Annotated in this window: 21 protein-coding genes and 3 pseudogenes; 14 read left to right on the plus strand and 10 right to left on the minus strand. The window is 68.6% G+C overall.

The window, feature by feature from the left end:
• Positions 1-102: 102 nt before the first annotated feature.
• The gene (locus tag OG883_RS33060) at positions 103-609 is read left to right on the plus strand and encodes a DM13 domain-containing protein (RefSeq protein ID WP_266548658.1); all 507 of its coding nucleotides are present in this window, start codon (positions 103-105) and stop codon (positions 607-609) included.
• 85 nt (positions 610-694) lie between these two features.
• Here OG883_RS33060 and OG883_RS33065 read toward each other — a convergent pair whose 3' ends face one another.
• The 4 genes from OG883_RS33065 to OG883_RS33080 all read right to left on the minus strand — a co-directional run bounded on the left by OG883_RS33065 (position 695) and on the right by OG883_RS33080 (position 5,318).
• A complete protein-coding gene (locus OG883_RS33065; protein WP_266548660.1) occupies positions 695-2,038 on the minus strand; it encodes a hypothetical protein in 1,344 nt (447 codons plus the stop codon).
• Positions 2,031-3,665, minus strand: a complete 1,635-nt coding sequence (locus tag OG883_RS33070; RefSeq protein WP_266548663.1) for an NAD(P)/FAD-dependent oxidoreductase — start codon at positions 3,663-3,665, stop codon at positions 2,031-2,033. Before OG883_RS33070 ends, OG883_RS33065 begins: the two co-directional genes overlap by 8 nt.
• 754 nt (positions 3,666-4,419) lie before the next feature.
• Complete coding sequence (locus OG883_RS33075) at positions 4,420-4,650, minus strand: anti-sigma factor (protein ID WP_266548666.1); 231 nt, start codon at positions 4,648-4,650, stop codon at positions 4,420-4,422.
• Positions 4,647-5,318, minus strand: coding sequence for an RNA polymerase sigma factor (locus OG883_RS33080; RefSeq protein ID WP_266548669.1), 672 nt, complete (start codon positions 5,316-5,318; stop codon positions 4,647-4,649). The genes OG883_RS33075 and OG883_RS33080 overlap by 4 nt, the downstream gene beginning before the upstream one ends.
• Before the next feature lie 85 nt (positions 5,319-5,403).
• Here OG883_RS33080 and OG883_RS33085 point away from each other — a divergent pair, with 85 nt between their 5' ends.
• Together OG883_RS33085 and OG883_RS33095 are read left to right on the plus strand one after the other, a co-directional pair.
• Entirely contained in the window at positions 5,404-6,171 is a 768-nt protein-coding gene (locus OG883_RS33085) for a transposase (RefSeq protein ID WP_266534967.1), read from the plus strand.
• Positions 6,172-6,791: 620 nt separating this feature from the next.
• Entirely contained in the window at positions 6,792-7,121 is a 330-nt protein-coding gene (locus OG883_RS33095) for a hypothetical protein (protein WP_266548672.1), read from the plus strand.
• 557 nt (positions 7,122-7,678) lie between these two features.
• Here OG883_RS33095 and OG883_RS33100 read toward each other — a convergent pair.
• Entirely contained in the window at positions 7,679-7,888 is a 210-nt protein-coding gene (locus tag OG883_RS33100; RefSeq protein WP_266548675.1) for a hypothetical protein, read from the minus strand.
• Positions 7,889-8,273: 385 nt separating this feature from the next.
• Between OG883_RS33100 and OG883_RS33105 the strand changes: the two genes are divergently transcribed.
• Complete coding sequence (locus OG883_RS33105) at positions 8,274-8,807, plus strand: CbrC family protein (protein ID WP_266548677.1); 534 nt, start codon at positions 8,274-8,276, stop codon at positions 8,805-8,807.
• On the opposite strand, the pseudogene OG883_RS33110 reads toward OG883_RS33105, so the two are convergent.
• Positions 8,789-9,058 (minus strand): annotated as a pseudogene (locus tag OG883_RS33110) (transposase); the annotation flags it as partial. The gene OG883_RS33105 and the pseudogene OG883_RS33110 overlap by 19 nt on opposite strands.
• A gap of 44 nt (positions 9,059-9,102) precedes the next feature.
• Positions 9,103-9,315, minus strand: a pseudogene (locus tag OG883_RS33115) (hypothetical protein); the annotation flags it as partial.
• 465 nt (positions 9,316-9,780) lie between these two features.
• Between OG883_RS33115 and OG883_RS33120 the strand changes: the two are divergent.
• The 4 genes from OG883_RS33120 (at position 9,781) to OG883_RS33135 (ending at position 14,285) form a co-directional block, all read left to right on the plus strand.
• Positions 9,781-10,056 carry a hypothetical protein gene (locus OG883_RS33120; RefSeq protein ID WP_266548680.1) on the plus strand — a complete coding sequence of 92 codons (276 nt, stop codon included), beginning with the start codon at positions 9,781-9,783 and terminating at the stop codon, positions 10,054-10,056.
• Positions 10,057-10,413: 357 nt separating this feature from the next.
• Entirely contained in the window at positions 10,414-10,614 is a 201-nt protein-coding gene (locus OG883_RS33125; RefSeq protein WP_266549684.1) for a hypothetical protein, read from the plus strand.
• 837 nt (positions 10,615-11,451) lie between these two features.
• A complete protein-coding gene (locus OG883_RS33130) occupies positions 11,452-12,924 on the plus strand; it encodes a sialidase family protein (protein WP_266548683.1) in 1,473 nt (490 codons plus the stop codon).
• A 506-nt stretch (positions 12,925-13,430) separates the two neighbouring features.
• Positions 13,431-14,285 carry an alpha/beta hydrolase gene (locus tag OG883_RS33135; protein ID WP_266548686.1) on the plus strand — a complete coding sequence of 285 codons (855 nt, stop codon included), beginning with the start codon at positions 13,431-13,433 and terminating at the stop codon, positions 14,283-14,285.
• Between the two features lie 382 nt (positions 14,286-14,667).
• On the opposite strand, the gene OG883_RS33140 is transcribed toward OG883_RS33135, so the two are convergent.
• Positions 14,668-14,856 carry a hypothetical protein gene (locus tag OG883_RS33140; protein ID WP_266548689.1) on the minus strand — a complete coding sequence of 63 codons (189 nt, stop codon included), beginning with the start codon at positions 14,854-14,856 and terminating at the stop codon, positions 14,668-14,670.
• An 18-nt stretch (positions 14,857-14,874) separates the two neighbouring features.
• Here OG883_RS33140 and OG883_RS33145 point away from each other — a divergent pair, with 18 nt between their 5' ends.
• From OG883_RS33145 to OG883_RS33155, 3 genes are all read left to right on the plus strand, one after another.
• Positions 14,875-15,423, plus strand: coding sequence for a YcxB family protein (locus OG883_RS33145; protein WP_266548692.1), 549 nt, complete (start codon positions 14,875-14,877; stop codon positions 15,421-15,423).
• 270 nt (positions 15,424-15,693) lie between these two features.
• The gene (locus OG883_RS33150; RefSeq protein ID WP_266548694.1) at positions 15,694-15,930 is read left to right on the plus strand and encodes a hypothetical protein; all 237 of its coding nucleotides are present in this window, start codon (positions 15,694-15,696) and stop codon (positions 15,928-15,930) included.
• A 246-nt stretch (positions 15,931-16,176) separates the two neighbouring features.
• Positions 16,177-16,638 (plus strand): hypothetical protein, encoded by a 462-nt coding sequence (locus OG883_RS33155; protein ID WP_266548696.1) that lies wholly within the window; start codon positions 16,177-16,179, stop codon positions 16,636-16,638.
• 198 nt (positions 16,639-16,836) lie between these two features.
• Here OG883_RS33155 and OG883_RS33160 read toward each other — a convergent pair whose 3' ends face one another.
• A complete protein-coding gene (locus OG883_RS33160) occupies positions 16,837-18,081 on the minus strand; it encodes an IS110 family transposase (protein WP_266533284.1) in 1,245 nt (414 codons plus the stop codon).
• 715 nt (positions 18,082-18,796) lie between these two features.
• Here OG883_RS33160 and OG883_RS33165 point away from each other — a divergent pair.
• The gene (locus OG883_RS33165; protein WP_266548698.1) at positions 18,797-20,134 is read left to right on the plus strand and encodes a YncE family protein; all 1,338 of its coding nucleotides are present in this window, start codon (positions 18,797-18,799) and stop codon (positions 20,132-20,134) included.
• A 65-nt stretch (positions 20,135-20,199) separates the two neighbouring features.
• Here the strand turns inward: OG883_RS33165 and OG883_RS33170 are convergent.
• Positions 20,200-20,990 (minus strand): annotated as a pseudogene (locus OG883_RS33170) (transposase); the annotation flags it as partial.
• Between the two features lie 207 nt (positions 20,991-21,197).
• On the opposite strand from OG883_RS33170, the gene OG883_RS33175 reads away from it, so the two are divergent.
• Together OG883_RS33175 and OG883_RS33180 are read left to right on the plus strand one after the other, a co-directional pair.
• Positions 21,198-21,797, plus strand: a complete 600-nt coding sequence (locus OG883_RS33175) for an RNA polymerase sigma factor (protein ID WP_266548701.1) — start codon at positions 21,198-21,200, stop codon at positions 21,795-21,797.
• Entirely contained in the window at positions 21,794-22,531 is a 738-nt protein-coding gene (locus OG883_RS33180; RefSeq protein ID WP_266548704.1) for a hypothetical protein, read from the plus strand. The genes OG883_RS33175 and OG883_RS33180 overlap by 4 nt, the downstream gene beginning before the upstream one ends.
• The last annotated feature ends 121 nt before the right edge of the window (positions 22,532-22,652 follow it).

The raw sequence follows: 22,652 nt of genomic DNA on the forward strand, positions 1-22,652 counted from the left end.
AGGGCGATGTGGCCACGACGTCGAGGCCATCGCCGACGGTGGCCTCAGCGCCACGCCCCGGCCACCGAGTCGGTGTGCATACCCAACAGAAACGGAATCCTCATGTCCCGAACCAAGCGCCCTGTCCTGTGGATCAGCACCATGGTGGTCGTCCTTGCGGCGGCCGTCGGGCTCTACCTCTTCCAGCCCTGGCGGCTGTTCACCACGGTCCGCGTGGATGAGGCGGCACCGGTGGCCACCAACCAGCAGGGGTCAGCGGCCAGGCCGTTGGCGAACGGTACTTTCACCACCCACGAGCACGAGACCAGCGGCTCAGTGGAGATCCAGCAGCTCGAAGACGGGAACGCGACGCTGCGCCTGACGAACCTGCGCACCTCCGACGGTCCGGCCCTGCACGTGTGGCTCAGCGACCAGCCGGTCAAGCAGGACGGCGGCGGCAACCTCGACGACGGCAAGCACGTCGACCTCGGCGAACTCAAGGGCAACGAGGGCAACCAGAACTACGCGATCCCGCGAGGCACCGACCTGAACACGTACTCCACGGTGACGATCTGGTGCGAACGCTTCAGTGTGTCGTTCGGCGCGGCCGAGCTGAAGCAGCGCAGCTGACGGACCCAGGTCGCGCGGGAGGAACGGGAGCGGGTGGGCGTCGCCACCCGCTCCCCGGCTTTCCAGGTCCTTTCAGCCCGGACGACTAGGGCACCAGGACGGGGATGAGCAAGGCCACGCAAGTGATCAGGCTCCACAGCGCGGGGGCCGCGCTCAGCGTCTGCTCGTGACGCGCGGCCGCCCGCAGCGCGGTCGCCTCACTGCGGGTCCGGTGCCACGGGCTGACCCGCTCCTCCAGCCGCTGGTACAGCAGGCCGAGCACGGCGCCGTAGGCGAGGTGGCCGACCAGGGAGGGGAAGGACACGGCCAGCTCGGCGGCGCTCCACCTGGGTGCGGCGCCGAGCAGCACGGGAAGCAGCGTCAGGTTGCCCAGGACCCACCAGAGGAAGCCGTAGGACACACCCCAGCCGATCCCCGAGGCCGGGTCGAAGCTGCGACGGCGGAAGAAGACCGCGTAGGTGACGCCGACGACCTGGGAGATCAGCAGGTGGATGACGAGGCCCACGATCGTGGACTGGGAGCCGACCAGGGCGGCGACGACCGGCAGGTATCCCACGGCGACCATGACACCGGTGAAGATCACGCCGCCGGCCAGCCCGGCGATGACGCCGTGCCAGATCGAGATCACCCGCCCACCGGCGAGGCGTCCCTCCAGGGTGTGCCGTACATCATCGGAGAACACCGCCCGCGACAGGCCGCCCAGCCAGCAGGTGAGCAGGGCCGTACCGGCACCGAGCAGCAGATATCCGGGCAGCGATGCCACGGCGGCCCGCACCGCGGTCGGCGCCCACTGCAGCCCGCGGCCGTCCAGCAGCGGCGAGATCGTCACCGCGGCGAGCACCCACCAGGCGAAGCCGAAGGCGGCGCCGCGGATCAGGGCGGGGCCGGTGCCCTCCTCGGGGTCGCCGAAGACCACCGCGTAGGAGGCGCCGATCAGCCCCCCGACGATCAGCCCGTTCCAGTCGAGCCCGAGCGCCGCGGCGGCGAGCAGCCCGGCGACCGACGCGCGCACCACGAGACCGGGCCTGAACTGCCGCTCCCTGCGCGACAGCAGGGCGAGGACGGCGGCCGTGACCGCTCCGTAAGCCAGGTGGCCGAGCAGGCTGGGGATCAGCGCCTGTGCCGTTGCCACGTCCCAGGCCACCGGCCTGCCCAGCAGGATCGGCAGCAGCGTCAACGGCCCGAGGAACCACCACAGGACGCCGTACGCGAGCCCCCAGAACAGCAACTCGCGCTGCCGCGCCACGAGCACGCCGAAGATGCTCCCGATGATCGCCGCGAGCAGCATGTGGACGGCGAAGCCCACGACAGACGAGTCGGTTCTGACGATCGCCGCAACGGTGGGCAGGAACCCGATCAGCACCATCACCCCGCCGAAGACCAGCCCTCCCGCGAGCCCGGCGACGGCTCCGAATCCAGCGTTACGCATGACGATCATCCTTGGTCGAGAGAGCGATGTCCCTGGGGAAGACCAGGTCGAGGGTCCAGTCGGCGAGCACGCGCAGCCGTTTCTCCGCACTGGGCAGTTTGCTCAGGTAGACCGAGCGCCACAGGACCCAGGCGAGGAAACCGGAGACTCGCCGCCCGCCTATCTCGCCGGCTGCCGTGCGGTGCCCGAGCGAGACCAGCACACCGAGCCCGCCGAAGCGGAACGGGACGGGACGGCGTCCGACGAGGACCGCAGCGATGTTCCTCGCTGCTGCCCTGCCCTCACGGATCGCGTGCTGCGCGGTCGGAGGGTAGGCCCCGCCCGCCGGGTCGGGGATCCTCGCGCAGTCGCCCAGCGCCCACAGGCCGGGCATGCCCGGGACCTCCATGGTGGGATCCACGACCAGGGGCCCATGCATGACCTGCTGCACCAGTGGGTTCGGCCGGTTGCCCGCCGTCCAGGCCAGGGTGCGGGTGGCGACGGTCTCGCCGGAGTCGAGCGTGATGTCCTCGGCGGTGGCCCTGGTCACGCGCGCGCCGAGGCGAAACTCGATGCCGCGACTGTGAAGCTTGCGCTGAGCGTAGGAGCCGAGCTTCGGCGACAGCTCCGGCAGCAGCCGCTCACCCGCGTGCACGATCACGAACCTGGGGCGCAACCCGTGCAGACGCGGATAGAAGTGGAGCACGTCATGCACCAGGTCGAACAGTTCGGCCACCAGTTCCGTCCCGGCGAATCCGCCGCCTGCCACCACGAACGTCAGCAGCCTGGCCTGCTCGGCCGGGTCCGGTTCGAGGTCGGCCCGCTCCAGCGCGCTCAGCACCTGGTTGCGCAGCCCGGTGGCGTCCTCGACGGACTTCATCGGGAAGGCGTGCTCGCCCACTCCCGGCAGGTCGAAGAAGTGCGGCACCGCGCCAACTGCCAGGACCAGCTCGTCGTACGGCACGCGGATCATCCCCTCCTTGCCGACGGAGACGTACGCATTGCGCGTCTGCGTGTCGATCGAGACCACCCGCCCGTGCAGGAAGGAGGCGTGGTCGAGCCCGACACGCACCGGGGCGCTCACGTGCCTGGCCTCCACCGTGCTCGAGGCGACGCCGACCAGCAGCGGGGTGAACAGCAGGAAGTTCGAGTCGCTTATCAGCGTCACGTGAGCGTCGAGCCCGCGGCCGACCCGCCGGTCCAGTTCGCGCGCGGCTCCCACCCCACCGAAACCACCACCGACGATCACCACGTGGGGTTTGGCCCGCGGGGGCGCCGGCCGAGGCGGGCGCCAGGCCGAAAGGACGTGGAAGGCGAGCCCGGCGATCGCGCCGGACAGGGCGGCGCCCACGAGTTCGGGGAAGCGCGATACGGCCACCGCGATCGTCCATGACGGCGTCTTCCCCTCCAGCGCGGGAGCGAGGGTGAGTGTCCAGGTCACCCAGTCGAGCAGGCCGATGAGCAGACCGACGGAGAAGGACGAGCCGTTGCTCTGCCTGTGCTCGCCGAAGAGGAGGCCGAGCACGGCTCCCAGCACCGCCGTGTGCGCCGCCCACGGGATCCACGGCGGGTTCGTCACGACCGCCACGAGCGCGCCACCGGGCAGTCCGGCGATGATGCCGAACAAGAGTCTTCTGAGCAGAGTCATGGATATCTCCGGTAGTCGCATGGCCTCCGCCCAGGGGGGAACGAGGGCGAAGGCCATGCGAGATTGGGGGCTCCAGCGCCCGGTTCAGACGTTCAGAGCCGACGCGCCTCTCGAGCGTTACAAGTCCGCCGGGCAGGAAACGCGGAGCGGCGGGGATGAGGATCGCCCCGTAGACGGCGTAGATCCCGCCGACCAGGCGCGCCAGTCGGCTGTCAGACCGAAGACGGCCGGCTTGTCGCGGCCCACACCGCCCGATTGAGCGGCGGCACACCCTGGATGATCAGCGAGAAGAGAATGGGCTGGATGGCCGGCGCGGCGAAGGTCAGGCTGTAGCCCCACAGGCGCAGCAGGGGACGCCGACGAGCGCGGCGAGTTGACCAGCCCGGTGACCCGGGCGCCCACGACGAACCGGCTTGCCGGCAGGGGCGACGGCAGAGCCACCTGGTCGATCGCGATCAGCTGGGGAACGGACATCAGTCCCGCCCTGGCGCGACCAGATGCTGCATTCCGCCGGAAAGGGCCGAGGCTCGCCTGCGGCGCAGCTCGCGAAGGTCGGCCGGCGCCTGGTGGATACGGCTCGGATGGCACTCGCCCCCTGCGCCATGCACCAAGACGCAGGTTGTCCTGCACAGTCAGCTCGCCGCACCTGGCCGGATGCCGAGGCTCACAACTTCGAGCGCAGTGGTCAGGCGGTATCTGACCACCACGCGCTGGTCACGACTGCTGCCTGCCGTGCGCCAGAGGTGCACGGGGATCAGCGCTGCTGCCAGTCCCTGAAAGCGGTGAGCAACTGCTGCCTGGCATCTGGTGAGATGTTGTCCGGGGCCAGCTTGCCCGCCGTGGCGATCGTCTGACGGAATTGATCGAGGTAGCTCTCGCACCCGGAGCATTCCGCCAGGTGCTCGATGAAGCGCCGCTCGTCCTCTTCGGGCAAGGCGCCCTCGAGGAACTCGGTCACCAGCTCCACGAAGTCAACGCAGTTCACGGTCGTTCCCTCCCGCTGGCGACGTCATGGGCACCGGACAAGTAATCCTCCAACTTACGGCGCAGGACGGCCCTGGCCCGATGAAGGAGGACGCGTTGGTTTCCCGGCGAGATCTCCAGCAGGGAACATACTTCCTCCGAGCCGTATCCTGCGACATCGCGAAGCGTGATCACCGTGCGGAGGCGGGGCGGGAGCTCGTTGAGTGCCTTCGCGATTACCTCGCGGACTTCGCCGCGCAGCACGTAGTCCTCGGGAACGTGCCAGGGACGCGGTTCCTGCCCGACGGCCCAGTGTCCGGCGAATCGCTCGCCGGGGGCGCGGAACCGCGAGACGTCCACTGTTGGCCCTTCCTCCTCCGGCAGCAGGCTGGCGAAGGGAATGGTCCTGCTCTCCTTCGTGCCGCGCGCCTTGGCCGTGTTGACCAGGATCCGGTACACCCATGTCTTCAGGGACGAACGGCCCTCGAAGTCGCAGATCCCCTTGATGACCGCCAGCCATGTGTCCTGGACGGCCTCCTCTGCAGAGGCCTTGGTCGACACGAACGACATGGCCAGCCGGAGCATGCCACTTGACCAGGTGTCCAGTACCAGGGCGAACATTTGCTCGTCACCGTCACGCAGTCGCTGGACCAGGACCTCGTCCGGCGGCAATCCGCGTGCGCCTGCCATCCGTCCCCCTTGCTGGCTTGTCAACTGGCAGGGTCAGCCTAAGACTTGTCCCGTAACTGCTGGTCACGGGTGAGATGATCTTCGGGTGTCTGGTGTGATCACGGCGTCGGAGCCGTCCTGGATAGCCCCGTTCACCGGGCTGAGCCCGCGTTCCTTCGGCAGGTTGGTGACCGCACTGCGCCGCGAAGGTGCAGATCCGGTCCGTAAGGGCCGCCCGTGGGGACTTCCGCTGGAGGACCGGGTTCTGCTCGTCGCGGCCTACTGGCGCACGAACCTGACAATGCGCCAACTCGCTCCGCTCTTCGGTGTATCGAAGTCCGCGGCGGACCGCATCATCGACCACCTCGGCCCGTCGCTGGCGCTCCAGCCCCGCAAACGGTTCCGCAAGGACACCGTGCTCATCGTGGACGGCACCCTGGTGCCCACCCGCGACCACAGCATCGCCGAGCAGTCCAAGAACTACCGGTACTCCACGAACCACCAGGTCGTCATCGACGCCGATACCCGCCTGGTCGTCGTGGTCGGCCGGCCCTTGCCCGGCAACCGCAACGACTGCAGGGCGTGGGAGGAGTCCGGCGCGAAGGCCGCCGTCGGCAAGGCCATGACGATCGCCGACGGCGGCTATCCGGGCACCGGACTCGTCATGCCACACCGTCGGCGCAAAGGTGAAGAACTGCCTGACTGGAAGCAGGCCCACAACAAGTCCCACAAACAGGTTCGCGCCCGCGTGGAGCACGTTTTTGCCCGCATGAAGACCTGGAAGATCCTCCGCGACTGCCGCCTCAAGGGCGATGGCGTCCACCACGCCATGCTCGGAATCGCCCGCCTCCACAACCTCAACCTCGCCGGATAGGCGGGCGGCCGGACCGGCCACCAGCCACGCCCGCACCCACCCAAGATCGTTTACGGGACAAGCCTTAGGGCAGTTCAGTGGGCGAGATCTGATTCCGGTGCCTCTGTTCATGTCTCTATAAGCACATTCTCAGCTGCGAAGGCTGGGTTGCAACAAGTCTGTGCAGCTCGTCGTACTCAGCCTGGCAGCACCGGGACGCGACTCCGGTAGGAGCTGCCAGGGCGGTCGCCACCTGGTATTTCTCGCCAGACGGTCGACGGAGCGTGCCGCGTTGATCTACCAGCACTCGGATCTGGAGCGTCAGAAAGAGCTCGCTGCCGGGCTTGACCAGCTGGCGCGGGGGCAGGGTAGGGGAATCACTGATCGTCTGTGCGGCATGGCCCCTCTGACCTGGGCGTACGTCGATGTGCCGAGACTTCGGATTCCGCATGCGCTGACCGGCGTTGACCGCAGATTGCCGCCTGTTCTGGTGCACATCCAGTGCAGAGGGGCTCGGGTCGGTCTTCGTCGGACAACCAACCTTGCGCGTGCGCGATGGGCGCATCTCGTACTTCCAGGGAGCGCGATCACGTGGGATACAGCCAGTTTCCGGAGATCCCAGGGCATGAAAGGGCATGGCCATGCTTCCCACTGACGAAATTCGGGCGCTCCTGAGGGAGCACGACGATCCCCACCACCTGGAACGGCCCCCGACCTTCGAACTGGTCACCTCACGAGACCGCTTCGCGGGGCTCGTACACGCACTTGAGGAACGCTTCGGGCCGGCCTGCTCAAGTGCCCTGTCCCAGGACTCCAGTACGTACGGCGGCATCACGGTCCCCGCGGACGTGTCAGGCCTCGACCGGCCGTTGTGGGTACTGCTGAGCAACTTCGGCGGCTTCATCACCGCCGGAACGGGCGACGGTGAGGGCATGCCCGGTTCCGAGGAGGGCCTTACCAGGAGTTCCTGACCTGGCTCGACCGCGTCTGCACGGAGTTGGGCTGCGTCTTCGTCCCGATCGAGCTGCTCCTGAAGCCGTATGACGGCCCGTCTGTCCTTGAACAGATGTACGCCGAGCCGCTCCTGGCGGCCTTGGCGGCCGAGCACGGTGGGGACGACGATGAGGGGAATGAGGAGAACCTGCCTCCGGTCTGGTACGACCGCTACTTCACGTACATGTGAGGCTCCCGCGACTGCGCCAGACCTCATAGTCGATTCGGCAGCCAAGATGAGGAACCGATACGCGGCCGAGCCTGCCGCTCAGGACTACCTCGCTCGCCTCCGCGAGCTTGGGCAAGGAACCCCCGGCTTCTTGCCTCAGTAAGAAGGTGCGGCCTACGGCCGCGCAAACCTTGGCAGCTTGCTGCGCTCGCGCGCGACGGTGTTCGGGAGCTCCCGCCCGCCGCGTACTTCCGGGCCGACTCGGACCTAGCGCGCCCGACGGGTCGGCACAGTCCCTGCGACTCTCCCGGCTACGCTCGCGCGGGAGCGCCCCGCGGCGCGTGGCTGCGGGGCGCCTTGTGGGGTTTAGTCGATCTTCTCCCCGTCGTGCGTACCGCCCTTGCAGAGGTTGTCCGTCAGGTCGGCCGTTCCGCCACCCTGCTTGCACTCAGAAGGGGTGACGTAGGATGGGGCACCCTGTGCGGTGGCGGTGGCGGTGGCGGCGACGCCTGTGAGGCCGAGTCCGGCGAGGGCTGCCGTGGCGAAGACTGCGGCGAGGATTCGTCGAATGCGCATTGGGTTTCCCTTTCACGGATTGCCTCGGTTGGGGCACTAGTCAGCTTGGTCTTAACCCATGTGGGTGGCACGTCATGTTGGGCCATTCGGGTGACAGTGCTGTCGGGCGCGGGGTCGGTGACGCGACCCGTCGGACAGGCCCTCGAACGAAGAGACCACCCCGGCGGATGGGTGGTCTCTTCGTTGTTCCGGAGGGGGCAGCGTCCGCAACCGGCCCCATGCTAAGAGCCGTGTTGACCTGCGGAAACGCGCCCTTACAAGCTGTCTCAATTGCCTGGGCCAGGAGGAGTCCGACACCGCGCTTGATCAGGGACCTGCTCCTGGACAGACTGCTCTCCATGAGATCAGTAGGCATGGCCATCAGGGCGCAGGCCGGGAACCGGCGATGAGTGCCGACCTGCCCTTTTTTCGTTATCATCCAGACCCCCTCGCAAGTGGGTCCGTCCGGGCGGCCCCCGAGACGTGCGCCTGCTGCCAGCGCAACACGGGCTGGATCTACACGGCCACCTTCTACACCGCCCAGGACGTCAGCGGACGATTCTGTCCATGGTGCATCGCGGACGGGAGCGCTGCTGAACGCTTCGCGGGTGAATTCACCGACTCCTACGGACTCGACGGTGTCAGCGAGGACGTCTTGCATGAGGTCACCCGCCGCACCCCTGGCTTCCACGCCTGGCAGGATCCGCGCTGGCTCGTCCATTGCCAGGACGCGGCCGCCTTCGTAGGCGATGTCGGGTACACCGAGCTGGCGGCGCATCCCGAAGCCCTCGACCAGCTGCGGGCCGACATGCGCATCGACGGTTGGCACGACGAAAACCAGCTTGAGCACTTCCTGGCCAACCTGGGCGAGGGGGCGACCGCCATGCTTTTCCGCTGCACCGTCTGCGGCGCCCATCTCGCCTACGCCGACGCATCGTAGAAGTCGTCTGCTTGGGCGAGTCGTCCATAACAGATGAGGGTGCAGGCGATGCCGGTGAAGGCCAGGAAGTGGCTGGCCTTGCGTTCGTCGCGGCGGTGGAGACGTCGGCATCCGGCGAGCCAGGCCATGGTGCGTTCGACGGTCCAGCGGTGCTTGCCCAGCCGTTCGCTGGAGACTGTGCCCTTGCGGGCGATCCGAGGCGTGATTCCGCGGCTGCGTAACCATCGTTGCAAGTGGTTGTAGTCGTAGCCGACGGCCCGAACGAGGCGGACGGCAGCTGCTGCCAGGTGCAGCCTGACGTGGCCATGAACACGATCGCAGCCAGCACCTCCCGGTCACCATGCCGACGCCGGCCTCCGCCTTGCGGTCGGGTCGGCGACTCCGGTACCACCCGCTGGAACAACTCCCACAGCACATCCGGCACCAGCCGCTCAACGATCACCGCAGCAACTTGGCGACATGCCCAACGAGATGGCCTGTGAGGTGAACGAGGTCGAGGTGCGCCCATGCCGGCTCACCTTTGACGACAACGGGCAATGAGCCGCTGGCCCTCGGCACTGAGCAACTGCGGCATGAGCCGACGCAGTGCAGTCGCACGCTGATGGACCCGCTTGAGCATGGCTTGCCGGGTCAGGGGTCGGCCGGACGGGCCGGCTACCGCGCTTCGCACAATCGCAGTTACTCAGCGCGGCCGCCCCCCGGGTGCCCAGGACGGGCGGGGGAGAGGATGCGACGCTGGAGTGAGGGGCCCGCGAGTGGAGGTCCGAGTGCGTCCCATCCGGTCCGCGGCCCTCTCTTGGCCTGGCGACCATGTCCCGGTGCGGCTCTGGAAGCGACGCAGAATCGTGCGGTCAGTTTGTGAGCCCGCCGGCCGGGGGCACCACTCACCGAGCGTCGCCAGGCGGCCTTACCGCGTGGATCCGGCCCGCCGGGACCAGGACCGCGCGACCAACCCGGAAGGCAGGTGCGTCCCATGCGCACGTCGACCCGTATCGCCGGTGCCCTCACCGGCCTGACCCTCACCCTCGGCGGTGCAGTCCTCGCCGCTCCCGCGGTCCGGGCGGACATCCCCGCCTGCACACAGATGGCCGAACTGGCCGGTGCCACCGCTTCCGACTCCGTCACAGCGGCCTGCAGCCGTGGCGTGGTCGGAGACCTGCAGAGTTGTGTGACCGGGCTGACCGGGGCCGGAGTGGCGGGCGGCGCCGCGACCGGTGCCTGCCGGGCGGCGGCCCACGAACCGCGTTAGAGGACCGCGCGCGGCAGCCGCCCGCCGGCACCGGTCGGAGGCAGGTACGGCCCGTCTCCTCCTCAACCCCCGGCCTGCCCGGACACAACGCGGCCCCGGTGGGCAGCCTCGACGCCAAGGACATCGACGTCGCCCCGCTTCTACCGACGCGCACGCGGCGTACCGATGCGGCCGGTCGAGGTCGGTGACGTCATGCCTCTCCTGGGCCGGGCAGTCACCGCCCGGGCGCGGCGCCCAGCCTCGCCTCGCGGGCCTCATGCGGAGCGCCCATGCTGAGTAAGAGGGCGCCGTCGTCTTGAGACTTGTCCTTCCCGAAGGCCGAACGAAGGCGCCTGAGAGGAGGAGGAAGCCGTGCGCATGCGAAGAATCCTGGGCCTCGCCCTGGCCGCGGCAACCCTTGCCGGCGTGAGCGCCGTCGGCGCTGTCGGCGCCGGGGCCGCCTCGTCTCCGAACATCTCCAGAGACGACTGCACGGCCGCCGGCGGACAGATCGTTTCACGCCCCTACGCCGGCTACGCCTGTGCGCTGCCTGACGGGACCACGCCGGCGATCACTTGACCGGTCGGCGCACGGCTGGGCAACCAGTCCGGCCGGTGCACCCGGCGCGGTGCGTATGGGGTGACGGCCCCCGGTCCACCGTTGGGTGGATTGCCCGTGCCCGTCTCGACACCGCGGCACTCGCGATGGTGGACGCCGACCGTCTCGAAGCCAAGGCCGTCACCGCTTCGAGACGGTCCGTGCCGTCCTCAACACCGCGCTCGCCGCCGTCCTGAACGGCCTCGGCCATGTCGTCATACAGTGACCGACGAGGTCGTTCGCATTTCCTGGCTGTATTGAATTCGGATTTCCCAGCTGTATTGATCACGAGCGTTGTTGACACTCGGCAGGTCTCGAACAGGCGCAGAAGAACGAGCAGTCCCGCCGGCCTCGAGCCTGGATGTGCCGACGGTGATGGAGTCTTCCTTCTGGCGCGGGCGATGATCGCACCGCTGTCCGCATTGAGTTGGCCCTTTGCCGATGCCCTGACTCGTCCTCACCGTGGAAGAGGTCCAGCAGGTCATCCCGCTCCACCAACCCGTCTGAGCCAAGGCCGACCCCGCCGGCATCGTCAACCGGCACGCGGCCCACGGCCCTCTCCGGGGACCTACGAGACGGCGCCGTAACAGCACGACCAAGGAGCCGACCGGCACGGTGCACCCGCCGGTCGGCTCCGCCGTGCTCCTCGACGGCCCGGGGATGACTCCGTCGTTCGGCCCATCAAGGGCACCGGCTGCAACGCCGAAAAGGACCAAGCGGAGTCGCCCCACCCTCGCGTTCCGGTACGCCTCCGCGCCCCAGGCCGCCCCGATGACGGCGGTCCCGTGCCCCGGCCGACAGGCCCGGAGGAGATCCCGCATGCGCGTCTTCCTGCCCCTGACCGCCGTCACCACCGCCGCGCTCCTGCTCGTCACGGTCACCGGCGCGACTCCCGCCGCAGCAGGCCGGAACCCCGACGGCACACCACTGGTCAAGGTGTCCCACGGCGACCCGTACGCGAAGTGCACCATCGGAGCGAGGTCCCCCGACAGCATCGTCTACCCGGCCACCGAGGTCGAGCCGTACCTGTCCGTCGATCCGCGCGACCCCAAGCGCGTGGTCACCGTGTTCCAGCAGGACCGCTGGAACGACGGCGGCGCCCGTGGCCTGGCGGCCGGCTGGACCACGGACGGCCACACCTTCCACCGGAGCACGCTGCCGTTCAGCCTGTGCGCCCCCGGCGGCGCGGACTACGAACGGGCCTCCGACCCCTGGGTGAGCACCGGACCGGACGGCACGGTCTACGCCGGCGGGGTGGGCGTCGACTTCACGAAGAGCACGCGCAGCGCCCTCCTGGCAGTCACGTCCCGCGACGGCGGCCGCACTTGGCAGAACCTCACCACCACGCACGTCGACGAGCAGCCGTTTTTCAACGACAAGCCCTCACTCACCGCCGACCCGATCCGCAAGGGCACCGCCTACCAGGTCTGGAACCGCCTCGACAACGACCCACCCGGTCCCAGCTCCCTCGACGGTCCCGGCTACATCTCCCTCACCCGCGACGGCGGCCGCACCTGGAGCAAGGCCCGGCCGTTCGTCGACACCAGCACCGTGCCCAACACCCAGACCATCGGCCATCTGATCGTCGCCGACCGGCGCACCGGCACCCTGTACGACTTCTTCGACCGGATCACCTACTTCGACGACCTGAGCACCGTCGTCGAAGCCCGCTACGAGGTGGTCACCTCGACCGACGCCGGAGAGACCTGGAGCGCCCCGGTCACCGTGGCCCGGGACACCTCCGTACCGGAGGTCGACCCGAACGACCCCACCAAACTGCTGCGCGCCGCGGCCACCCTGCCGAGCCCGGCCGTCGACCCCAAGACAGGCACGCTGTACATGGCCTACGAGGGCTCGGACTTCTCCGGTGGAAAGTTCGACTCCGTCCAGCTTGTGCGGTCCACCGACGGCGGACGCACCTGGGGGACCCCGGAGCTGATCAGCCCCAAGGGCGTTCCGGCCTTCTCACCGTCGATCGCGGTCGCCGAGCGGGGTACGGTCGCGCTCACTTACTACGACCTGCGCTTCCTCAAGCCCGGCAACACCACCACCCTGCCCACCGCCTACCAACTGGCCACGCTGCAGCACGGAAACCCGAAGCTCCGGACCGAACGACGGATCTCGCGGGTCTTCGACTGGCTGCAGGCGCCGTTCGCCGGGGGCTACTTCCTCGGCGACTACCAAGGCCTGGTGGCAGACGGCAAGGGAGTACGGGCGGTGCTCACCGAGACCCACTCCGGCGCACCACAGAACCGTACGGACGTGTACACCAGCAGTCTCCGCACCCGCTGACCGACGCGGACGCCGTCGGCCGGCCCGACCGCCGACGGCTGCAGACAGGCCTCGGACCCACTCCGTGACCACGTTGGGCGGGGTAGGTTCGGCCGCGTCCCGCCCGGCGGGGCGGTCCTGCCGCTCTGGGGTCGCGTGAACGCGGTTCGGTCCGTGATGTTCGATTTCAGGCGCGAGGATGGGCGCTGCCAGTGCCTCGACCGCTTGTCCTATGTCATCGAACCTTGATCATTGCCACCGCACCTTGGTGATCATTAGGTTTGTGCCATCGAATTTCGAGTGACACGGGGTGCCTGTGTGTCGGGGGTGGCGGTGGGGGAGCTCGCGGGTGCATACGCGGATCCGGCTATGGGGGCGTTTGGCCTTGGCTCCTTTGAAGGCGGCGTCGCGGTGACGACGCTCGCTCTGGTCCTGCTGCGACGTCCGGTTCGAGCAGGTGGCTGCGGGCCGGGACCAGCGACACGCGTGCCGCCGATGCCACAGGACGTCAGAAAGTGAGTAGACAGATGCAACCGACGTTCGTACTGGTTCACGGAGCCTTTTCGAACTCCTTCTCATTCGCGCCACTCCAGGCCGAACTCGGGCTCCTCGGGCACCGCTCGGTCGCCGTCGACCTGCCCGGCCATGGATTCCAGGCGACCTACACGCGCGCCTACCAGGCGCCACAAGATCTCGGAGGGCTCGCCACGGCACCCGGCTCGATCAAGGGCGTCACGCTCGCCGACAATGCCGCGCACCTGATCGGGATCCTCGAAAGGGCCAAGCAGAACGGGCCGGTGATCCTGGTCTCCCACAGCCGCGGCGGCATCGCGGCCACCGCCGCAGCCAACGTACGGCCGGACCTGATCGACCGCATCGTCTACGTCTCGGCTTGGTGCCCTGTCGATCTCGACGTCAGCGACTACTACGCCGAGCCGGAGATGGCTACGGTTGACGCCGCTTCCCTGGGCCTGGCGCTGGCCGGGAACCCGGCCGAACTCGGCCTGCTCCGCGTCAACTTCCGAACCGCGAATCCGGACGCCCTCGCAGCCTTCAAGGCGGCCTTCCTGGCTGACGGCACCGACGAGGAGTTCCTGACCTTCCTGAACACCTTCCAGCCCGACGAGAACCTGGACGCCGGCACCTCCACCGACCGGGCACAGGCCGAGACCTGGGGCCGCATCCCGAAGACCTACGTCCGCCTGGCCGACGACACGAGCCTGCCGCTCGCCATACAGGACCGGCTGATCAGCGAGGGCAACGCGCTGACGCCGGACAACCCGTACGACGTCCGCACCCTGGAGGGCAGCCACCTGAAGTGGCTGGTCGACCCGGCGCCAGCGGCCCGAGTCCTGGGTGGACTTGCAGCACTGGCGGGATAGCCAGGGGCAAGAAGGGCACCCCGATAGCGACACCAAGGCCACGGCGGAGTACTCCATGCCGCCGTGGCCGGCTCACACTTCGATGACACACGCTCAAGGTTCAGTGTCACAGGACACCGCTGTCCTGAGCCGCCGAACCCGACGCACGGTCCATCAGGCCGAGAGCTCCCCCGCAGCGGGAGCGCCGCGAACAGGTCGATCAAGTTCGCCGTCCGGCAGGCCCCATGTGTCGGAATGCTGGCGGCGCTGGCGGCTCAGCCCGTCGCCGATCGGTCGACGCTGCACGTGCCGTTCCGGCGGGTCCTTCGGGGGCTGACCGCGCGCCCGACAGCGTGTGTGCATGCGTTTCTTGGCCGCGAAGAGGCCGGGCGAAGGCACTGGATCAGTAGTCGAAGAGGTGACGTGACGTCTGCCTGACCTCGGCATACGACAGCGGCCGGCGCGCCGAGCGGGAGAAGGCCGTGGACGTGCCCGACGGCAAGGCATCGGGCACGAGTCCACCGAGATGTGCCATCTGGCTGCGGTGGGATGCGTAGCCGTTGATCGCCTCCCAGTACGATCCCTTGTCCATCAGCCCTGGGGAGGACGCATGACCGCCGACGTATCCGTGCAGTTCACGTACACGGTGACACTGCGGGAGATAGCCGACGGGTTGAAACTTCAGCTGCGGCACAGTCCGGTTGGCCGGTGGGGTTATCGCGTCCTGCGGGTCGTGGGCATCTTCCTTGCCCTGGTGATCGCGATCAACGTTGCGGCCAAGGGCATCGACTCCCCTGCCCTGGGGCTGTTGCAGTTCACTGTGACCGTCATCGTCATCATGATCGCGTGCCGCTGGCTGATGGCTCTGGGCTTGCTCGGATACGCCAGGCACCTGGGCGAACATCGCGTCACGGTCGACCAATCAGGGATCGGCACTGTGTCCGAACGCCATACGAACCACACAGGTTGGGAGTTCTACGGGCGCTGCATCGAGGGTCGCCGGGTCTTCGTGCTGCTCACCCCAGATGTATGGGGCGCCGGAGTGCTGATACTGCCCAAGCGCGGCTTGAGCGCGCCGCAGGACACGGAACGCATGCGGGAGTTGCTCGCCGCCGCGCTGATCGACAGCACTCAGACCGCGAGAGTCAGAAGGAGGTAGCGAGTGGGCTGGACAAGATGGCCCCGCCGCGCGGAAGAAGGGCTCTGACCAGCCGGAAGAGGGCCCAAGTGGTGAGGAAGTGGTGCGCGACACCTGAACCGGACTGGACAACACAAAGGCCTGGGGTGGGGGATCCTGTCCCTGACCTGGGGCTTTTCTATGGAGCGGGAATCACGCGGCGTCCCACTGCTGAACGTGGGCTGGCTCGACCGTGGCGAAACGTACCCACAGGCAACTGCTCCGCCAGGGCTGGTGGAGACGTTGAACGGGATGACCCGCGCGCATCGCGCCCAGCAGACCCGCGGCTACCACTTCTGCCCTTGGTGTCCTGCGCGACGAGTTGGAGCGCGTGTCGACGGTCCCAGGGGAAGTGCCGAGATTCGAGTAGAGGGCAACGGCGTCGCGTACGCGGCCCCCGAGCTGATCGCCCACTACGTCGAGGTGCACGACTACTTGCCGCCGGCGGACTTCGTTGAGGCCGTGTTGTCCTCCGACGTTGCCGCCTGAGCTTGGGAATCGCCGGGCGATCAAGGGAGATGTCGGCCCTCACCTGCTGTGACAGACGTACGCATGTGCGCTCCCGGATGGTTCTGGTCGGGCCCGGTACGGTCGCGATCCGGGTGGGGTCGGGGGCCTGCACGGTCTTGGCCGGCGCAGGGGGCCGTCGCGGTGGGGGCTGCTGGCCCCCTCTCTGCGCCTGCCACGAGAGTGCGATGCTTGTTCGATTCGCCGCGAGGCGGAGGGGGAGGGGTTGTGGGCGTACAACTGAGCAGCACCGCCAAGGAGTTGGCGGAGATATTGTGGCGGGAACACACCGTGTACCGGGAGCGGTCCGGCGGTGTGGTCATCCGGGGTGAGCATGTACGGCGGTGGATCAGCCTCGCTCCGGCGGGCAGCCGGGACGAGGTCCTTGTACGCGCGGGGCGCATCCTGGACGGCGGCACCACCGCTCCGGCGCGTTCGGAGGCCGTGGTGCCCCTCTCCGCTGGTACAGACGTGCTCGCCGCGACCTGCCGGCGCCTGCTCGCCGAGGCGGCGGCCGATGTGGTGCGGGTCGCTCCGGGACGGGCAGTGCCCGGGCGGCCCGATCAGTCCGGGAAGGCCGCGCGGCCCAAAGGCAGTGGGAAACACACCAGTTTCGGCTCATGGGTGATCCTCGCCTGCGTCGCCGGTGTGATCGCCCTGTACGTCTACAGCACCGCGATGCACGGCTAACGAGTAATGCAGGGACACATCAGCCTGGCCACATGGGAAGGGGCCAGGTCGCCAGCGCCACAGGAACGGCTTTCAAGACCGCCTGCATCCGCGAACGTTCGATCCTCTGACGCGTAAATAGCAGCAGGTCAGGGTGGGTGTGGGCAGGACTGGGTGCCCGGTGGCCGTGGAGGGCTGCCGGGTGTTCGGGGCTGTCGGTCAGGCTGCGTTCTCCCTCGGGTTGAGGGTGACGGTGTAGCCGAGCTGGTTGAGCTGGGTGATGGCTCGGCGGGTGGCGCGTTCGGGGTCGCGTTGGGTGAAGTAGGTGCCGCCGAGTTCCTGGTAGGCGACGTTGTCGGTGAGCATGTGCCAGATCGCGGTGATGATCGAGTGCTCGACGGCGACCAGTGCCCGGAGCGGGCCGCGGCGGGCGGTCAGCCGCTTGTAACGGGCCTGCAGGTAGGTGTCCTTGGTTCTCACAGCGCCGAATGCCGCGAGGCCGAGGGCGCCTTTGAGATAGGGGTTGCCGGGCCGGACCTTCGTGTTCTTGGTACGGCCGGCGGACTCGTGGTGGCCGGGGCAGACCCCGGCCCAGGACGCGAGGTGTTTGGCGGAGGCGAACCGGGTCATGTCCCCGCCGGTCTCCGCGATGATCACTTCGGCGGTGGCCTGGTTGATGCCGGGGATGGTGTCGAGGAGGTCGAGGGCGCCACGAAAGGGGGCCATCGCCTCCTCGATGCGTCCGGTGAGCTGGTCGATCATCGTGGTGAGCTGGTCGTACTGATCCAGATACAGTCGGGCCAGGAACGCGTGGTGCTCGCGGAACCGTCCGGTCAGGGCCTCGGTGAGTTCGGGGATCTTGTTGCGGAGCTTGCGTTTGGCCAGGTCCGCGAGGACCCGCGGGTCGGCTTCGCCGCGGATGAGGGCTTCGAGCATGGCCCGGCCGGAGACGCCCATGATGTCGGAGGCGACCGCGGAGAGTTTGATGCCGGTGTCCTCCAGGAGTTTCTCCAGCCGCTGGACCACACGGCCGCGTTCACGGGTGGCGGTGGTCCGGGCCCGGGTCAGGTCGCGCAGTTCGCGGACCGGCTCGGGCGGCACGAAGGAGGGCCTGACCAGGCCGTGGGCGCCGAGCTGGGCCAGCCAGGCCGCGTCCGAGACGTCCGTCTTGCGGCCGGGTAGGTTCTTGACCTGCCGCGCGTTGACCAGGACCACGTCCAGGCCCTCGGTCAGCACGTAGTAGAAGGGCTTCCAGTAGTCACTGGTCGCCTCGATCACTACCAGCGTCACCTGTGCGGCGAGCAGATGGTCCCGCAGATCCAGGACCGCGTTCGTCGTTGATCCCCACGTCGTGGTCTCGGTCGTGAAGGACCCCCGCCGCTTCGTACTCGGGGTGCGGACGCAGACCTTGGCGTCCTTCTTGCTGATGTCGAGGCCGGCGCAGCGTTCGTGCAGTACGTCCACGGCCTTGCTCCCTCCCTGGCGGACGGACCCGTCGTACGCCGTTCCGGGAGGACCAGGGTGGATCAGGAATTCTGACGCACGTGCTTCGCAGCAACACTCCACGGTTCCCGTGGACGGTCCCCAGCACCACGCTGACCTGCGAGCTCACCGGCATCACAGAGGCATCGGTTTCGGCCGGAACGAACCGCTCCAGCATCCCGGACCGGCATCAGCCCACGTCAGGGCAGACAGAAGCACCTCCGGCGCACGCCACGGCATTTACCACGCCCCCGGCGCGCACCGAAGGTGCGCTGGATCGCTGACCTGCACATTCGCTGCAACTGATCTCCGATGACGCCTCGGTGGCCCGCACATGGCCCACCGCCCCTGAGGGCAACGCTCTTGGAGGCGAGCCAGGCAGGTCGACACCCGCTTCAGGAGCGAGGTGGGACGGGTCGGGCTCTGACCGGCGGCAGGACGACATGGACGGACGCGGCCTGTGGCCACTGCCGGCTACTGCTGTTCCCCGTGGCTCCCCGCCCGATCTGGCGCGGAAGTGACGGGGGGAGCATCTGATCCGTGCATGCCTCGACGCGGCGGAACCGACGAGGAACCTAAAGATCAAGCTACGGCGCGCGAGGTGTCGGCGACCTCCCAGTGACACATGTCCACCGCCCAGCGCTCTTCTACCGGGTGGTCGAAAACGGCCGTCCCCATTCGAGGAGGTTCTGTTCACTTGCGCATCCACAAACGCACCGCCGTCGCGTTGGCCGCGGCACTGATCGGCTCGCTGCCCCTGATCGGGGCGGGAGCAGGGACGGCCACGGCCGAGGAGACGAGCGTGGCGCTGCCCAGCGCCTCGTTCCGGGACATCGTCGTCGACGGAGTGCACGATCGGGTGTTCGTCAGCGACCCGACTGGCGGCAGCATCGTCGTCACCGACTACACGGGCGCGGTCGTCCAGCAGATCACCGCCGAGGAGGGGGCCGCGGGCCTCGTGCTCTCGGCGGATTCCAGCAAACTGTACGTGGCCCTGTCGACGGTCGGCGCGATCGCCGAGATCGACACCGTCACCCTCACCGAGACCGACCGCTACCCGACCGGAGCGGACACCTCGCCCCAGAGCCTGGCGATGGCGGGCGGCAAGCTGTGGTTCGGCTACACGGTCGACAGCACCGGCGGCATCGGCTCGCTCGACGTGGCCTCTTCGGCCCCGGCGGCGACGCTTGTCCCGAGCGGTCGGTACTGGCACTACGCCCCGGCCCTGGCATCGTCCCCTGCCGACCCGAACGTCCTGGTGGCGGGCGAGGAGGGCGTCAGCCCGGCCTCCCTGGCGGTCTACGACACGGCGGCCGGCGGCCTGCAGAAGCGCACCGAGCGCTCCTTCATTTCGTCGCCGTCGATCTCGTACCTCAACGACTTCGCGGTGACGGCGGACGGCCAGAACATCGTCGTCGCGGCGAACAACCCGTCCGACCACCAGGTCGTCCGCCTGTCGGACCTGTCGTCGAACGGCTACCACTCGAGCTGGCAATTCCCGAACGCGGTGGCCGTGGCGGCCGACGGAACAGTGGCGACGGGCGCAGAGGGCGACTTCGTAAAGACCTACCGCCCGGGCTCCACCTGGCCGGCATTTCGCGAGTACGTCGTGAACGACCTCCAGCGCGACGGCCTCGCCTGGGCCCCGGACGAGAACCGCCTGTTCGCAATCACCGGCTTCTCCTACGGCAGTGCCCCCACGCTCCATGTCCTCCCGGACGCCGGCAAACTGGACACCATCCTCAGCCTCCAGGCCCCCGCAACCTCCCACAAGGGCAAGGACCTGACCGTCACCGGACAGCTGTGGGCAGCGGAGCCCTTCCCAGCCGGCACGACGGTGGAAGTGACGCGCACGGACGCGGAACACCCGACCGGTACTCCGGTCGGCACCTTCCCCGTCTCCACGGCGACGGGCGAGTTCACGATCACGCAACGCCCGCGCGAGACGGGTGACATCACCTACACCGCCACCTACAAGGGCGACGGCCAGCACATGTCCGCAACGACCCAGGCGACGGTGACGATCACCAAGTAGCCACCCTGAGCACCCCACCAAAGGCCCCGAACCAGCCGGATGATGTTGGTTAGTTGGGGTCCTGGCTAATTCGCCCCGTCGATCATTTGGTCGGCGGGGCGAAGTGCTGCGAAGTGGCTGGTGCGGGTGCGGGCCCGGGGTGTGTCGGTGAGGTGGGCGTCGATGCGGGCGAGGTTGATCGCGGCGCCGGTGAGCTGGTGCTGGAGGCTGGTCTTGGCGAGGCCGCGGTAGCGGGATCGGCGCAGGCCGCAGCGCCCAACGCCCTGGGAGATGGTTCCTTCGACTCCGGCGCGGATCTTGTAGCGGTCTTTCCAGGCGTCGGTCCGCTGCTCGGTCCGGGCTGCCTGGACGACTTCGTGTTCGTCGCGGTGCCGCAGGTTGAGCTCGCGGCGCTGGGCTGTGGGTGAGTTGACGCAGTCACGCAGGTGGGGGCAGGTGCGGCAGTCAGCCGGGTTGAAACGGACCCGGATGACGGGCAGGCCCTGCTGCGAGTTCCGGTGGTGCCACTGGGTGCTGGTGACACCGTGGGGGCAGGTCACCCGTTCGCGGTCCCAGTCGATGGTGAACGCGTCCTGCCCGAAGGGGCCGTCAGCCCCGGCTGCGGTGCTGGCAGCCATCGGCCCGTGCAGGTCGATGCCGTGGTCCCGGCGGGCGGTCACGACCTGGCCGGCGGTGGGGTATCCGGCATCGACCCAGTGCTCACCGGGCAGGCAGTCCCGTTCAGCCAGCGAGTCATGGATCTCAGGGACCGTCACGCTGTCGTGGACGGTGGCGACATGGTGGCCACGTTCGTGACCAGGTTCGGACTGCCGGGCCCGCAGGTCTCGGTGAGGTGGACTTTGTATCCGTCCCACAGTGCCAAGGGCTTCGACTTCGCCAACACCGCCCGTCCTCTGCAACGCGGCCGACGATGACGAGACCGGCGGCGATCTCGCACGGCGGGCAGGACCGCCGACCCGAGGACCACCTGCGGACGGTGACGCTTCGCCAGTGACGTTTCTGCGCCTCCGAACGCAGAGATGGAGGGGCAGGTTGGACGGGGCGTTGGTACGGAGAGGGAAGTGTGGGGGCGTACGACGCGGAGCTCGGCGCTGCTGTTGAGCGAGCTCAGCAGGGGGACGACGAAGGGTTCGCTATCGCGTATCGGCTGGTGCAGCCGGGCCTGATTGGCTACGTCCGAGGGCTGGTCGGCGACGACGCCGAGGACGTGACCTCCGAAGCCTGGCTGGAGATCTCGCGCGACCTGGGCCGCTTCCGTGGCGACGGCGCGGGTTTCCGGGGTTGGACGGCGACGATCGCCCGTCACCGTGCCCTGGACCATCTGCGCAGGCAGAAACGGCGACCGCGTACATCATTGCTGGAACTGGACATGCTGGAAATGCCGGGCGGACACGACACGGCCGCCGCGGTCCTGGAGAAGCTCTCCACGGAACAGGCTCTCGAGCTGATCGGCAGTCTGCCGCGCGACCAGGCGGAGGCTGTACTGCTGCGCGTGGTCGTCGGGCTCGACGGGCCGGCGAGCGCGCGGGTGCTGGGCAAGCGCCCCGGGGCCGTTCGCACTGCGGCATACCGGGGACTGAAGGGACTGGCGGGGCAATTCACCCGGGCTGGAGTGGGCGGTGTGACGCCTGGGGCACAGCGCACGCTGAAGGATGAGACATGAATCCCGAACGGGAAAATCCCCGTCCCCCTGAGCTGGAGGCGCTGTTCGACGCGGCGAGCCGGCCCTGCGCTCTCAGTCCGGCTGCCGAGGAGAAGGCGCTCCGTGCTTTCCGCACGGCGCGTGAGGAAGGTGTGCACGCGGCGCCGCTGCGGTGGCGGCGCAGACGGGACGACTGGCGACCTGACGGTGAGCGTCGCTGGGTACGGGCACTCAAGGCGCTGCTGGCGGGTGTCGTCACGGCGGCGGCGCTCGGCGGGGTCGCGGTTGCGGCGGGGGACGGTGCCATCTCGTTGCCGTTCGGCGGTGGCGCGGAGCCGAGGCCCAGGCAGAGCGCGCCCACGGTACCCGGCGCGGGCGAGGAATCGGTTCGTGACGGGCGCTGGGGGCGGGGACCACAGCGCCCGTCGAGGCCCTCCCCGTCGGCTTCGTACGAATCCCCGAGGGAGCGCCCGGGCATGGCGCAGGACACCGTGGCGCACTGTCGCGTCTACCTGGCGGCAGTGGAGGGGCGGGGTAAGGCACCCGGGGACGCGGCGGCAACCCGGCTTGAGGAGGCGGCGGGCAACCGGGAGGCAATACCGGTCTACTGCGAGCAGCGGTTGGCGGGCGAGCAGCAGAAGAAGACCGGGGCGAACCCGGCGGAGAAGAGTCCGGAGCATCCCGGAAAACCAGGGATGAAGGACGTGCCGGTACCGGCCGACTCAGGCGCAGCGCGAGACCCCAAAACAGGGTGACGCGGCTTTCGGCCGCTGAATCCGGGTTGCCTCATGCCCTTCGGGCGCGGATTCTGGCGACTTGGGGCACGCGGAGGGCACGCCGCCCCACGGGAGGTCTAGACAACAACAAAGCCCCGGG

It is taken from the genome of Streptomyces sp. NBC_01142, from assembly GCF_026341125.1.
Classification (GTDB): Bacteria; Actinomycetota; Actinomycetes; order Streptomycetales; family Streptomycetaceae; genus Streptomyces.